At 28.0% G+C, this 15228-nt stretch carries 14 protein-coding genes and 2 riboswitches; of the genes, 7 read left to right on the top strand and 7 right to left on the bottom strand.

Translation table 11 applies throughout. The features are described 5' to 3' along the window. The first annotated feature begins 85 nt into the window (after window positions 1–85). The 4 genes from trxA to KGF39_RS09865 all read left to right on the top strand — a co-directional run bounded on the left by trxA (window position 86) and on the right by KGF39_RS09865 (window position 2314). Entirely contained in the window at window positions 86–403 is a 318-nt protein-coding gene (trxA, locus tag KGF39_RS09880; protein WP_054273684.1) for a thioredoxin, read from the top strand. Window positions 404–419: 16 nt separating this feature from the next. After that, the gene (locus KGF39_RS09875) at window positions 420–1298 is read left to right on the top strand and encodes an NAD(P)/FAD-dependent oxidoreductase (protein WP_054273685.1); all 879 of its coding nucleotides are present in this window, start codon (window positions 420–422) and stop codon (window positions 1296–1298) included. A gap of 273 nt (window positions 1299–1571) precedes the next feature. Further along, entirely contained in the window at window positions 1572–1940 is a 369-nt protein-coding gene (locus tag KGF39_RS09870) for an ArsR/SmtB family transcription factor (protein WP_227822180.1), read from the top strand. A gap of 2 nt (window positions 1941–1942) precedes the next feature. Continuing rightward, complete coding sequence (locus KGF39_RS09865; RefSeq protein ID WP_227822179.1) at window positions 1943–2314, top strand: NifB/NifX family molybdenum-iron cluster-binding protein; 372 nt, start codon at window positions 1943–1945, stop codon at window positions 2312–2314. Window positions 2315–2438: 124 nt separating this feature from the next. On the opposite strand, the gene KGF39_RS09860 is transcribed toward KGF39_RS09865, so the two are convergent. Then, the gene (locus KGF39_RS09860; RefSeq protein ID WP_227822178.1) at window positions 2439–2894 is read right to left on the bottom strand and encodes a hypothetical protein; all 456 of its coding nucleotides are present in this window, start codon (window positions 2892–2894) and stop codon (window positions 2439–2441) included. Between the two features lie 38 nt (window positions 2895–2932). Beyond that, window positions 2933–4198: an ArsB/NhaD family transporter gene (locus KGF39_RS09855; protein ID WP_054273689.1), complete on the bottom strand. Its 1266-nt coding sequence runs from the start codon at window positions 4196–4198 to the stop codon at window positions 2933–2935. A 467-nt stretch (window positions 4199–4665) separates the two neighbouring features. On the opposite strand from KGF39_RS09855, the gene KGF39_RS09850 reads away from it, so the two are divergent. Beyond that, on the top strand, window positions 4666–6117 hold the full coding sequence (locus KGF39_RS09850) for an alanine/glycine:cation symporter family protein (protein ID WP_227822177.1): 1452 nt from the start codon (window positions 4666–4668) through the stop codon (window positions 6115–6117). 207 nt (window positions 6118–6324) lie between these two features. Here KGF39_RS09850 and KGF39_RS09845 read toward each other — a convergent pair whose 3' ends face one another. The 5 genes from KGF39_RS09845 to ribD form a co-directional block, all read right to left on the bottom strand. Continuing rightward, window positions 6325–6753 carry a hypothetical protein gene (locus KGF39_RS09845; protein ID WP_227822176.1) on the bottom strand — a complete coding sequence of 143 codons (429 nt, stop codon included), beginning with the start codon at window positions 6751–6753 and terminating at the stop codon, window positions 6325–6327. A 310-nt stretch (window positions 6754–7063) separates the two neighbouring features. Then, window positions 7064–7525, bottom strand: coding sequence for a 6,7-dimethyl-8-ribityllumazine synthase (gene ribE, locus KGF39_RS09840; protein ID WP_227822175.1), 462 nt, complete (start codon window positions 7523–7525; stop codon window positions 7064–7066). A gap of 95 nt (window positions 7526–7620) precedes the next feature. Next, window positions 7621–8814: a bifunctional 3,4-dihydroxy-2-butanone-4-phosphate synthase/GTP cyclohydrolase II gene (locus tag KGF39_RS09835; protein ID WP_227822174.1), complete on the bottom strand. Its 1194-nt coding sequence runs from the start codon at window positions 8812–8814 to the stop codon at window positions 7621–7623. A 22-nt stretch (window positions 8815–8836) separates the two neighbouring features. Beyond that, window positions 8837–9502 carry a riboflavin synthase gene (locus tag KGF39_RS09830; RefSeq protein ID WP_227822173.1) on the bottom strand — a complete coding sequence of 222 codons (666 nt, stop codon included), beginning with the start codon at window positions 9500–9502 and terminating at the stop codon, window positions 8837–8839. Window positions 9503–9534: 32 nt separating this feature from the next. Continuing rightward, window positions 9535–10647 (bottom strand): bifunctional diaminohydroxyphosphoribosylaminopyrimidine deaminase/5-amino-6-(5-phosphoribosylamino)uracil reductase RibD, encoded by a 1113-nt coding sequence (ribD, locus tag KGF39_RS09825; protein WP_227822172.1) that lies wholly within the window; start codon window positions 10645–10647, stop codon window positions 9535–9537. 130 nt (window positions 10648–10777) lie between these two features. Continuing rightward, window positions 10778–10899, bottom strand: a riboswitch (FMN riboswitch). 187 nt (window positions 10900–11086) lie between these two features. Here ribD and recQ point away from each other — a divergent pair. Both recQ and thiC read left to right on the top strand, forming a co-directional pair. Next, window positions 11087–13585 (top strand): DNA helicase RecQ, encoded by a 2499-nt coding sequence (gene recQ, locus KGF39_RS09820; protein ID WP_227822171.1) that lies wholly within the window; start codon window positions 11087–11089, stop codon window positions 13583–13585. 74 nt (window positions 13586–13659) lie between these two features. After that, window positions 13660–13771: riboswitch (TPP riboswitch) on the top strand. 141 nt (window positions 13772–13912) lie between these two features. Beyond that, the gene (gene thiC, locus KGF39_RS09815) at window positions 13913–15214 is read left to right on the top strand and encodes a phosphomethylpyrimidine synthase ThiC (protein WP_054273695.1); all 1302 of its coding nucleotides are present in this window, start codon (window positions 13913–13915) and stop codon (window positions 15212–15214) included. The last annotated feature ends 14 nt before the right edge of the window (window positions 15215–15228 follow it).

Below are 15228 nucleotides of genomic sequence, written 5' to 3'. Positions count from 1 at the left end.
AAAACCTTATAAAAGTAAAATTATATTTATGAATTTCATAGTATAATCATATAGGGATAATAAAGTTTATAGGAGGGTTTAAAAAATGGCAAAAGTTATAAATACATCTGAATTTAGAAGTAGTGTTGAAGGTAGTAAGGGAGTAGTTGTAGTAGATTTCTTTGCAACTTGGTGTGGACCTTGTAACATGTTAGGACCTGTATTTGCAGAATTAGGTGAAGAGATGAAAGATGAAGCTAGATTTGTAAAAGTTGATATAGATGAGAGCTTAGAAATAGCTCAACAGTTTAGTGTATCTACAGTGCCAACTATGATTATATTTAAAGATGGAAAACCAGTAGAAACTTTAATTGGATTCATGCCAAAGAACAAAATTGAAATGAAAGTAAAATCATATTTATAAAAAATGGGTGAGTATTATGAGATATGATATAGCTATAATAGGCAGTGGTCCAGCTGGACTGTCTGCTGCTATAAATGCAAAAATAAGAAATAAAACAATTATCATGTTTGGTAATGATAATTTAAGTAATAAGCTTGTTAAAGCTCCTTCAATAGATAATTATTTAGGCTTCTATGATATAAGTGGTGATGAATTAAAAGACAAGTTTAAATCACATATAGATAGTATGGACATTTCAATTGAAAATAAAAGAATAAATAATATTTATGCTATGGGAGAATATTTTGCAATAATGTCTGGAAATGATATGTATGAAGCTACTACTGTAATCCTTGCAACTGGGGTAGAATACACTAGACCGATAAAGGGAGAAGAAGAATTTTTAGGAAGAGGTGTAGGTTATTGTGCTACATGTGATGCACCACTTTATAGAAATAAAAAAGTAGCAGTTATAGGATATAATGAAGAATCTAAAGAAGAAGCAAATTTTTTAAGTGAACTCACTTCAAAGACTTATTTTATACCTATGTACAAAAAAGAAAATCTTATGAGAAGTTCAGATAACCTAGATGAGTCCATTGAAGTTATACATGACAGACCAGTACAAATAGTTGGAGATAAACTTGTAAATAAAGTATCTTTTAAAGAAAACCACATTGAAGTTGATGGAGTATTCGTTATAAAAGATAGTACAGCTCCAAGTGCATTGATTCCTGGAATAGAAATTGATGGTATTCATATTAAAGTTGATAATAATATGAAGACTAGTATAGAAGGATGCTTTGCTGCTGGAGATTGTGTTGGAAAACCATATTCTTATATAAAGGCAGCTGGGCAAGGACAAATAGCAGCATTAAATGCTGTTTACTATTTAGATAAATTAAAAAGGGCTTAATATCTGTATTAATTAACCTTTTAAATATATTTATAAAAAACTGTCTTAAAATAATTTAATTATTTTAAGACAGTTTTTTATTTGTAAATTATTCTTACTTAAAATATTTTAAAACATATTTGAGTACTCTCATTTTGAAAAATTTCCAAAAGTGTTTTAGAAAATATTATAACTATTTATAATATATTACAAAATTTCAAAATAATGGTTGAAAAATTTAATTAAGAGTACTATAATTTAATTAAGTGATTACTTAATCAAAAAGAGGTACTTATGGAAAACTTGGTTAAAATATTTAAAGCATTGAGTGATGAAACTAGACTTAACATACTTATATTAGTATCTAAGAGAAATATATGCCAAAAAGGAATTTCTAAATATCTAGGAATTTCAGATTCTGCTGTTTCACAACATATAAAAATATTAAAAGATGTTGGTATAATAACAGGTCATAAAGAAGGATACTATGTTTTATATCATATTAATAAAGAATCATTTAATATATGTATAGATTTTATAAACTCTATGTTAAGGAATTCTAGTGAAAGCTTTATAGATGTATTTGATGTAAATACAATACATCTAGGATGCAGCAAAGAATGTAAATCTATAAAAAAATGTTGTAAGAGAAGGGAGAAATAATAATGAAAGTATGTATACCAGTAGAAGAAAATAAAGGGTTGGATAGCAAACCATATGGGCATTTTGGTTCTGCTCCAATTTTTGTCGTGTGTGATTTAGAAAGTGGAGAAGTTAAATCTTTAGATAATGGAGATTTAGACCATGAACATGGAAAATGTCAACCATTAAAAGCATTATCAGGTACAGCTGTAGATGCAGTAGTAGTTGGAGGGATAGGACAAGGAGCTATAGTTAAATTAAGTGGCATGGGAATAAAAGTTTACAAAGCAGAAGCTGATACTATAAGTGCTAATTTAGACCTACTTAAAGATGGAAAATTAGTAGAGTTTCCATCAAATCATACTTGTTCACATGATGGATGTGGACATCATTAAAAACAAAATAGCTGATGAAACATATGCTTCATCAGCTATTTTATTCTTTTAAAACTAAAATTTAGCTTTTTATGATTTTGGATAGTGTCTTTGGTAATGTCTAAAGTTTACAAATTTACTACTTTTAGATTTTTTTTGTATGTTTTTCTATATAGTCAATATCATTTAGTATGTCATTAAGTTCCTTATTAAGTGTTTTTAAATCATCACCATCTACATTGTAGTTTAAAAATAATTCTTCTACATTATCAATGATAGAATTGACTTTTCTAGTAACTTCAACAAAGGTTTTAAAGTTACTACTATTCTTAGCATTTAGAAATTTTTTTAAATCCTTTGATATAAATGATACTATTTCATACTCATCATTAAACAGGCCTCTACCAATAGGATATGGTTCAATTCTTTGTAAAAAATATTGATCTTTAGCATTAATATTATAAGTATAAGATACTTCCCAACCGTCTCCTAAATCAAACTTGATAAAATACAATGTACTACTTACTTTTGATATTTTTGTGGCTCCAAGCTGTCTTAAGAGAACTTCAATTGAATCTCCTTGAACAGTATTAATATTCATATATACACATCCCCTTTAGTATTATTATACTATATTTTTTAAAATTTTATAATTAAATAAACAGTAGATATAATAATAGATATAATCATAAGTGGAAAACCTATTTTGAAATACTCTTTAAAAGATATAGGATGCCCATGTTTATTGCCTATGCCTGCTAGTACAACATTAGCAGATGCTCCTATTAGTGTACCATTTCCTCCAAGACAAGCTCCAAGAGATGTTGCCCACCACAATGGCATTACATCAATTCCTTCAGCTTGCATAGTCAAAATAAGTGGAATTAGTGTTGCAACAAATGGAATGTTATCTAAGAAAGAAGAAACTATTGCTGATAACCATAATATCAACAACATTGTAAATACAAGATGTCCTTCTGTAAGTCCAATCAATGCTTGAGCCAATTTGTTTATTATGCCAACTTCTACTAATCCACCAACTACTACAAATAATCCCATAAAGAATAAAATTGTAGACCATTCAATACCTGCCATAATTTCATCTACATCTTGTTTTCCTATGAGAAGCATTATAGATGCTCCTGTTAGTGCCACAACAGAAGAGTCTATATGGATTGTGCTGTGGAACATAAAACCTAAAAGTATGAATGCTATTAATATAAGGCTTTTTATAAGTAAAGGTTTATCTTTAACAGATTTTTTTTCATCAAGTTTTAATATTGCAATCTTAGATTTTTCATTTACAACAAGTTCTTTTCCATAAATAAATTTGAAACATATTATAGTTATAGCAAGTATTACTATAACAACAGGACCTAAATTTATTACAAAATCCATAAAACTAAGGTTAGCAGCACTACCAATCATAATATTTGGAGGGTCTCCTATAAGAGTAGATGTTCCTCCTATGTTTGAAGCTAAAATTTGTGTTATTAAAAATGGAACTGGGTTGAGTCCCAATATTTGTGTAATAACTATAGTCATTGGACCAATAAGTAAGACAGTTGTAACATTATCTAATACAGCTGATAAAATAGCTGTTATAATAGCAAAACAAATCATTATCTTCCAAGGGTCACCTTTAGCTTTCTTTGCAGTCCAGATAGCTATGTATTCAAATAGTCCTGAATTTTTGACAACAGCAACAAATAGCATCATACCAACTAATACACCAATAGTATTGAAATCTATATGGCTTAATCCTTCATCAAGTGTAAGTATATTGAATATTATCATTAATAGTGCACCACCAACAGCTGCTACAGATCTGTTTACCTTTTCTGTAATAATAGCTGCCATAACTATTAAAAATATACATATAGCTATTATTTGTTGAAATTCCATAATATAAGTACCTCCATTTGTATTATTTTGTGTCTAATGCTAGTACTATATATAGTATTACTTTTTTATTGTTTTTTCAATGGATGTATGAAAGTATATTATTTAACAAAGTTTTTGAAAAATTGATAGAATTTAAAGAAAATTTTTGTTATTTAAATAAATTTTAAAATTATTCTATTACTAATAATATTAAACGACAAACGAAAAAATATACCATTAAAAGTAGAATTTATTATATCTAATAACAATTATAAAATATTAAATATATATATTATAAAAGTAATAAAAAAGGTTGAATCTGAATATAAAACTGCAATATATTAAAAAAATTATTCATTTTAAGCCTTGTAATTTGATTTTATAAATATTATAATTAAATTAATGAATTTTTAACAAGGAATTATTCATTTTTTTGATTTTAAGATTTATTGAGAAAACAAAATTAAATAGGGGGGGTAATTAATATAATGGATTTTTTCAATGGTATTTTAACTAGTATTAATAATGCAGTAGTATTTGTAAACAATTACTTATGGTCTTACATCTTAATTGTAATGTTAGTTGTAATTGGTATTTACTTTACTATTAAAACAAATTTTGTACAATTCAGATATTTTATAGAAATGTTTAGACTTCTAGGTGATGGTACAGCAAATAAAAATGCAAAAAAAGAAGGAAAAATATCTTCATTCCAAGCATTTTGTATAAGTACATCTTCAAGAGTTGGGACTGGAAATATAGCTGGAATAGCAATTGCAGTAGTAGCAGGAGGACCTGGTGCTGTATTTTGGATGTGGCTTATAGCATTGATTGGTTCTGCTTCAAGTTTTGTTGAGAGTACATTAGCTCAGATTTATAAAGTAAAAAATGGTCAAGCCTTTAGAGGTGGACCAGCATATTATATGGAGCAAGGCTTAAATAAAAAATGGATGGGTGTTTTGTTTTCAATACTTATAACTATATGTTATGGTTTTGTATTTAATGCAGTTCAAGCAAATACTGTTTCACTTGCATTTAGTAATGCATTTGGAATAAGTAAAATGACTATGGGAATAGGTCTTGGAATATTAACTGCAATAGTTATTTTTGGTGGAGTGCATAGAGTTGCAAAAGTTTCTGAAATAATAGTTCCTGTATTTGCAGGATTATATATATTAGTTGCTTTATCTATAGTTGCAATGAATATAACAGAGATACCAAGCGTTATAGCATTAATAGTAGAAAGTGCATTTGATTTTAAAGGAATGGCAATTGGTACATTTATGGGAGTTGTAATGACTGGAGTAAAGAGAGGTCTATTTTCTAATGAAGCAGGTATGGGTAGTGCTCCTAATGCTGCTGCAACAGCACATGTAACTCATCCTGTAAAACAAGGTCTAATTCAATCTTTAGGTGTTTTTACAGATACTATAATAATATGTAGCTGTACAGCATTCATGGTATTATTATATTCAGATTATGCTAGTAGTGGAGCAACTGGAATTGAATTAGCTCAAGAAGCTTTAACTCATCATATAGGACCAATTGGAAATATATTTATAGCAGTTTGTATATTCTTATTTGCATTTAGTTCTATAGTAGGAAATTACTATTATGGTGAATCAAATATGGAGTTTATGAGTGAAAGTAAGACTAAACTTAATATATTTAGAGTTTTTGTCGTAGGTATGGTTTTATTTGGTTCACTTACTCAAGTAGATGTAGTTTGGAATCTAGCAGACTTATTTATGGCATTGATGGCGATAATAAACTTAATAGCAATAGCACTTTTAGGGAAATATGCCTTTATTGCTTTAAAAGATTATACAAGTCAAAAAAAATCAGGAATAAAAGACCCTGTGTTTATTGCAGATGAAATAGAAGGTCTAGAAAATGTATCAGAGTGGCATAGTGAATTACCTGAGGAACATTTAGGATAAAAAAATAGTATAAAATTATGAAATCATTTTGAAAGACTAGATGATGTATATACTTTATATGAATATAATATTTAATTAATTTATATTACTGGAATTTTTAATTCCAGTAATATTTTTTATTATGTGATTTAGTTTTATTAAAAGTTTTTATTATTGAAGATAGATTATTTATTATAGATTTTATCTTTAAGTTTATTCTCCAAAATACTATATAATTAAATCCTGTAAATTATCTTCAAAGCTTTCTAGATAATCACAAAATAATCTAAACTCTTCTATAGTTTTGATTTCTTGCAAATTCCTCAAATCTATCATTATATTACTGTATTTATGCAACATAAAATTCATATCATACATTTCACATTTAACAAATCCATCTTGATAAGTATATTTATAAGGTTCATATTTTGAAAAATTTGACTCAAAATATTTTATTTTAGCATAGCACAATTTATGTATATTGAACAAAAGTGCAAGCATAGATTCTTTAACTGCAAACTTGTGTGTGAAGTATTTTATAGTGTGGTATTTATCATGTCTAAACTCCCAAATTAAATTCTCATTTAAAGTAAGAGAATATTTTTTTATAAGCTTACGTTTATCTAGTGTTAAATCTTGTATAGAATATGTTTTCATAATTTATTCTCCTCATAAATATTTAATAAGTACCAATTAAATCATAGTGTTTTATTATTACTTACTCTTAATTATATTGTATGGTAAATTAAAAAAATAATAAAATAGATAATTAGTATAGTATTAATACATGTTATAAATAAAAACAATAACCTTAATAGTAATCTATATAGCTTTGTGGTATTTTATACTTAGAGTCATATTTTTAATTATTTTAAGATTTTAAAAGTAGATTTGATGATTAGTATATAATTTTAGAGGAGGTATGCAAATTGTTCAGTAAGAAGTGGAGGAGTTGAAATGGTAGTATTTAATCTAGAGCTTTAAATAGGTTTGCCATTTCTAATGCATTCATAGCACAATCATAACCTTTATTCCCGGTTTTTGTACCTGCTCTTTCAATAGCTTGTTCAATATTTTCTGTAGTTACGATTCCAAATATAACAGGTAATTCATTGTCTAAAGAGACCTTTGCGATTCCTTTAGATACTTCACTACATACATAATCATAATGAGAAGTAGCTCCTCTTATAACACATCCTAAACATATTATAGCATCATACTTACCGCTCTTAGACATTTTTTGCGCAATAAGAGGAATCTCAAAAGCTCCAGGGAGCCAAACTACTTCTATGTTTTCTGGAGAAACATCATGTCTCAAAAGGCAGTCTTCAGCTCCTGATAAAAGTTTTGATGTTATAAATTCATTAAAACGAGAATTTATTATACCTATTTTTAAATCTTTTCCAATAAGTTTTCCTTCATATATCATTTTTTATTTCCTCCAATTTTATTTATATTATATTAAATGTATTTGATAGTAATTGTAAAAAATTACTTAGTAGAAAAATATTTTCATAAACTTATTTATATAATATCTAATAGATGTCCCATTTTATCTTTCTTAGTTTTTAGATATAGCTTATTAAAGTCATTAATTTCTTCATTAATAGGAACTCTATTTTCAATCTTTATTCCATATTTCTCTAATTGATTTATTTTATCAGGGTTATTACTTAAAAGGTTTATGCTTTTTATATTCAGATTTTTTAGTATTTGAGCAGACATATAGAAATCTCTCATATCTTCTTCAAATCCAAGCATCAAATTTGCTTCAACAGTATCATAACCTTCTTCTTGAAGTTTATAAGCTTTAATTTTATTTAAAAGACCAATACCTCTACCTTCTTGTTTCATATAAATTAAAACACCATTTCCGTTTTCTACAATTTTCTTCATAGAAGATTCTAATTGCAGTCCACAGTCACATTTTAAAGAGTGGAACACATCACCTGTTAAACATTCAGAATGAAGTCTAACTAGAGTATTTTCTCCATTTATATTTCCATAGGTAAGAGCAATATGTTCTTCATTTGAATAAGTATCTCTATATCCTATGATTTCAAAATTACCATATTTTGTTGGAAGAAAAGCACTAGATACTTTTTCTATAGTAGTTTCATTTGTTTTACGATATTCTATAAGGTCTTTTATAGTGATGATTTTTAAATTATGCTTTTCTTTAAAAATCATTAAGTCATCAACTCTTGCCATTGTACCATCATCTTTCATTATTTCACAGATAAGGCCAATTTCTTTAAAACCTGCAAGTCTAGCTAGGTCTACTGAAGCTTCTGTATGACCATCTCTAACAAGAACTCCACCAGTTTTTGCAATTAAAGGAAAAATGTGACCAGGAGTTTTGAAATCTTTACTTGTAGAATTCTCATCACAGAATAATTTTACTGTTTCAGCTCTTTCATATGCAGATATACCAGTCAGTGTATCTGCACTATCTATAGTAACAGTAAATGCTGTTTGAAATGTATCTGTATTTTCTCTAACCATAAGAGGTATGTTTAAACTTTTAAATTTCTTTTCAGTAGCAGGTAGACAAATTAGACCTCTGCCATATGTAGCCATAAAATTTATTGATTCAGGAGTAGCCATCTCAGCTGCCATAAGCAAATCTCCTTCATTCTCTCTACTTTCATCATCAACTACGATTACCATTTTCCCATTTCTTATATCTTCAATAGCTTCTTCAATAGTATTAAACATGCAATTCACTCCTTTATTATTTTTAAAAACCGTTTTTAAATAAAAAATCTTTATCTATATTTGATTTATAATTACTACTATTAGAATTTAATTCCTTGTAGTTATTAATTATAAAATTATTAACGTACTTTCCAATTACATCACTTTCTAAATTAACGAAGTTTCCAATATTTTTTGTTAAGAGAGTAGTGTTAAATTTAGTATGAGGTATAATAGAAATCTTAAATATTTCATCATCCAAATATGATATAGTTAAACTCACACCGTCAATAGCAACAGAACCTTTAGGTATTATTGCTGATAAAAGTTTTTTATCAGGTCGTATGCTTACTAAAACTGCATTTTCATCTTTTTCAAACTTGCAAATAGTACCTTTACCATCAACATGACCTGTCACTATATGACCACCAAATCTTGAAGAAAGACTCATGGCTCTCTCAAGGTTTACCTTGTCATTTGCATTTAGTGAACCTAAATTTGTGGAACGAATTGTTTCCATCATAACATCTGCTGTAAATTCATTTTTCCCAAGATTTGAAACAGTTAGACAAACCCCATTTACAGCTATACTATCTCCAAGATTTGTGTCATCCAATATTTTGTTTGATAGTATGGTTACTTTTCCGCTTTTACCATTAGCAGTAATTTTTTTAAGTATTCCAACTTCTTCTACTATACCAGTAAACATTCTAACCTCCTATATACATGTATTCACAGAATTTAATTTAAAACATCAGATTCTATCAAAACATCTCCATCTATTAAAGTTACATTATTGATTACTAATTGTGTTGAATCTGATAGGTGTTTTATTCCTTCTCCAGAAACGAATGTAGGTGCATCTTTACCACCTATAATTTTAGGTGATAGAAATAATTTGACTTTATCAACTAACTTATTTCTAAATAGGCTATCATTAAGTGTAGCACCACCTTCGACTAGAACAGAATCAATGTTTAGTTCTCCTAATTTATGAATTACAAATTCCAAATCTACTAAGTTATTTTTTGAAGGAGAAATTATGACTTCAACATTATTTTCTTTTAACATAGATAATTTGTTACTGTCTTTGCAACATGTGAAAACTATAGTTTTACTGGTTTTATCCTTAACCAAATTACTATCAATTGGTAATTTTAGATGTGTATCTATTACTATTCTTGTAGGATGAGATACTTTTTTTTGATTAAGTCTACAAGTTAGTAAAGGATTATCATTTAAAACTGTATTTATGCCAACCATTATACTTTGATATTTATTTCTGTATTTATGAGTTAGATATCTTGATGACTCATTAGATATCCATTTTGATTCTAGTGATTTTGTAGCAATTTTACCATCTAGACTCACGGCTGATTTTACAATACAAAGAGGTCTTTTGTTTTTTATGTAATAAAAAAATGCCTCGTTTAATTCTTTTGCTTCTTTTTCCAATATTCCCACAGTAACATCAATGTTGTTATCTTTCAATTTCTTTACTCCATTACCACAAACAAGTGGGTTTGGGTCTAATGTGGATATTACAACTCTCTTAATCTTATTTTGTATAATTTTATCTACACAAGGAGGTGTTTTTCCATAATGAGAACATGGTTCTAAGTTTACATAAAGAGTAGAATCTTTTAGACTTTGTTTAGCGCTGTTTATAGCATTTACTTCAGCATGATTAGAACCAAATTTTTCATGATATCCTTTGCCTATTACATCACTATCTTTAACAATTACACATCCAACTAACGGATTTGGATTTATAAAACCTTCTCCATTTTTAGCTAGTTCAAGAGCTTTTTTCATATAATAAATGTCTTTTTCCTTTTGATTCACAAAATTCAAAATATATACACCTCCTGTTTAATTAGATACTTTTTAAACAAAAAACCCTGAGAATTAACTCAGGGTTTAGAATAATCTACAATAAATTAATAAGTGTACAACAAAACTGCTCTACAAAAACACTTATTAAATATATCTTCTTCCATCCAGACTTTACTGTCGGCTTTGGAATTTAACCAAATCAACCAAGTTCTACCTTAGCTCGCGGGCTATACCGCCGATTGGGAATTTCACCCTACCCCGAAGATTAAGTATTAAATTTATATTTAGAATGTATCATAAATTATTTTACTTTGCAAACTATTTTTTTCAAAATATATGTTAATATATAATATAGAATGTCTATAAACTTTGGAATACCGCGATTGTGAATATAAAAATAAAAATTTGAACATAATCAGGAAAGAAGTCTAATTAATTTAAATTAGGAGAGAAATATATGAATGAAAAACTTTTAGAAATACTATCAAAATACTATGGATATACAAGTTTTAGAAAAGGTCAAGAGTCTATAATAAATTCTATTTTGAGCAAAAAAGATGTATTAGCTATAATGCCAACAGGAGGAGGAAAATCAATATGCTATCAGCTTCCGGCATTGATGTTAGATGGAATGACAATAGTAATTTCTCCACTGATATCTCTTATGAAAGACCAAGTAGATGCTTTAAAAACTATGGGGATTAACGCTGCTTTTATAAATAGTTCACTAAGTAGCAAAGAATTTAATGAAATACTAAGTAATATTAGAAAAAATAATTATAAAATGCTCTATATTGCTCCAGAGAGATTAGATGCGCAGGAGTTTCTTGAACTAATAAATAATAACAATATAAGCCAAATTGCAATAGATGAAGCGCATTGTGTATCTCAATGGGGACATGATTTTAGGTTGAGTTATAGAAGGATTTCTGATTTTATAAAGAGTTTACCTAAAAGACCTATAGTTACAGCATTTACAGCAACAGCTTCAGAAGAAGTAAGAACTGATATAATAAATTTATTGTGCTTAGAAAATCCAGACTATTATATAACTGGATTTGATAGAGAGAATTTATCAATAAATATAGTAAAATCATCTAGTAAAAATAAATATATTTTAGATTATATTCAAAATCATAAAAATGAGTCTGGAATTATATATGTTGCGACTAGAAAGGAAGTTGAAAATATATATAATGGGTTATCTAAAAGAAATATATCTGTGTCAAAATATCATGCAGGTCTATCTAAAAATGAAAGAAGTAAAAATCAAGAAGATTTTATAAATGATGATGTAGATATAATGATAGCAACAAACGCATTTGGAATGGGGATTGATAAACCCAATATAAGATGGGTTATACACTACAATATGCCTCAAAGTATAGAAAATTACTATCAAGAAATAGGTAGAGCTGGTAGGGATGGAGAAAAAAGTGAGTGTGTACTTTTATTTTCTCCAGGAGATGTACATATACAAAAATATTTAATCGATATTGGCGTTGAAAATCCTGAAAGAAAATTATTTCAACATAAGAAGCTTCAATATATGATTGACTTAGTTTACAGTAATTCATGCTATAGAAAGACAATATTGAATTACTTTGGAGAAAACTATATAGATAATTGTAACAATTGTAGTAACTGTTTAGTAGAAGGTGAAATAGTAGATAAAACTGTAGATGCTCAAAAAGTTATTTCATGTGTAGCTAGAATGAAAAGAAGTTATGGTGTCACTACAATTGTAGATGTCCTTAGAGGGTCTAAGAATAAAAAGATTTTACAACTTGGATTGAATACTTTATCTACATATAACATTATGAGAGATTATTCAAGCGAAGACTTAAAGAATTTTATAAATACATTGGTTTCTCATGGTTTTTTAGATTTAGTGGAGACTTTAGGTAATGGAAATAGAGGGAGTTTTCCAACTATAAGATTGAATGAGATGTCTATGAAAGTTTTAAAAGGTCAAGTGAAAGTAGAATTCAAGGAAATTGTGATGACAAAATCATTAGAAGTTGAAAATGAGTTATATAGTGTTTTAAGAGAACTTAGACACTCAATTGCAAGTGAAGAAAGGATAGCTCCATATATGGTATTTGGAGATGGTACACTTAGAGCTATGTCTAGTAGTTATCCAGTTAATAAAGAAGAAATGCTAGATATCTCTGGAGTAGGAGAAATTAAGTATCAAAAATATGGTAAAGATTTTGAAACAGTAATTAAAGAATATGTCGAAAAAAATAACATTAATAAAAAAGATAAAGAAAAAAATGTCGATTTAGAAAGTGTTAATAGTGACTTCCTTGAGGTCAATACAGATAAAGCTTTATATGAAAAACTATTAGTCATTAGAGAAGAATATGCAACGAAGGAAAAATTACCTCCATACATGGTTTTAGCCAATAAAGCATTAAAAGAAATAAGTGGAAGGTATCCACTTGATGAAGAACAATTAAAAGATATTTCTGGTATAGGTGAGGTAAAAATTGAAAAGTATGGAGCTAGTATATTGGATGAAGTCAAACAATATGTGAAAGAAAATGATATTAATATTATTTGGGAGAAAAAAGGTAAAAGGAAGTTAATACTAGATGGAGAAAGTAGAAAAAATAATGAAATAGCATTAGATTTGCTGAATCAAGGAAAAGATATACAAAGTATAAGTCAAGAGATAGAAGTTTCATTGTCAACCATTATCGGATATGTATATGACTATGTAAAGGATGGGCATAGCATATCATTTGAATTAGGATTAGAAAATTTTTATAATGAAGATAAAAAGAAAATGATTTTAGATGTTTGTGAAAAAGTAGGTTATGATAATTTAAATAATATAAAAAGAAAACTTCCAGATTCAATAAAGTATGAAAATATAAGGGCTGTGATACTTGACTCTTATCTTGAAAACTTAAAAAATAATATTATAGCAGAGCAATTTTTAACAGACTAAAAAATAAAATTTGTATTATTGTGTTGAACTAACATTTTTGCTGTGTTATACTGAATTTGTAAAAATGATGAAAAATTTAGAGCTAGGGGCGCTAGAATTGGCTAGCTGAGAGATAAAGCCGTAACTTACAAACCCTAATAACCTGATCAAGATAATGCTTGCGAAGGGAAGCTTTTTAATATAATTTTGTTATATAAATAGACAAATTATTCAATATTAGGGTAAATTTGTCTGAGTGTATATATGATTATAAGAGTGCTTTCCAAACAAGGAAAAGCACTTTTTTTATTTTCAAAAACTATAACTTTAATCTTGGAGGATTGTAATATGAACTATACAACACAAATGGATGCTGCTAGAAAAGGTATAATAACTAAAGAAATGGAAATCGTTTCTCAAAAAGAGCAAGTAGATGTGAATGAATTAAGAGAATTAATAGCAAATGGACAAGTTGTTATACCTGCTAATAAAAATCATAAATCTTTAAGTGCAGAAGGTGTAGGTAAAAATTTAAGAACAAAAATAAATGTAAATCTAGGAATTTCAAGAGATTGTAAGGATATAGAAAAAGAACTTGAAAAAGTAAAAGTAGCAATAGACATGAAAGCTGAAGCTATAATGGATTTAAGTAACTATGGTAAAACTAGAGAATTTAGAGAAAAGGTAGTTGAAATGTCACCTGCAATGATAGGTTCAGTGCCTATGTATGATGCAGTGGGATATTTGGAAAAAGAATTAAAAGATATAACAGAAGAAGAATTTTTAAATGTAATAAGACAACATGCTATTGATGGGGTTGATTTTATTACTATACATGCAGGTCTTACAAGAAGTGTTTGCCAAAAAATAAAAAATCATGAAAGATTAACTCATATAGTATCTCGTGGAGGTTCTTTATTATTTGCATGGATGGAGCTGAATAATAAGGAAAATCCTATTTATACTAATTTTGATAAAATATTAGATATATGTGAGGAATATGATGTTACATTGAGTTTAGGTGATGCTTGTAGACCAGGTTGTATAAAAGATTCTACTGATGGTGTTCAAATTCAAGAACTTGTAGTATTAGGTGAACTTACTAAAAGGGCATGGGAAAGAAATGTACAAGTAATGATAGAAGGACCTGGTCACATGGCTATTGATGAAATAGAAGCAAATGTAGTATTAGAAAAGAGATTGTGTCATGGAGCACCTTTTTATGTTCTTGGACCATTGGTTACAGATATAGCACCAGGTTATGACCATATAACAAGTGCAATAGGAGGAGCTTTAGCATGTGCTAAAGGAGTAGATTTTTTATGCTATGTAACTCCTGCAGAGCACTTAAGACTACCTAATTTAGATGATATGAAAGAAGGTATAATAGCAGCAAAGATAGCTGCTCATGCAGGAGATATAGCTAAAAATGTTAAAGGTGCTCGTGAATGGGATAATAAGATGAGTAAAGCTAGAGCTGATTTAGACTGGTGTGAGATGTTTAGACTTGCAATAGACCCTGAAAAGGCTAAGAGATACAGAGATGAATCAACTCCTACTCATGAAGATAGCTGTACTATGTGTGGAAAAATGTGTTCAATGAGAACAGTTAAGAAAATATTAAACAATGAAGAACTTAATTTAATATAATTTGTGACTAGAAT

The organism is Clostridioides sp. ZZV14-6345, from assembly GCF_020657775.1.
Classification (GTDB): domain Bacteria; phylum Bacillota; class Clostridia; order Peptostreptococcales; family Peptostreptococcaceae; genus Clostridioides; species Clostridioides difficile_D.
The sequence above is the reverse complement of the archived record's forward strand: the minus strand, read 5'-3'. Positions and strand labels throughout refer to the sequence as shown.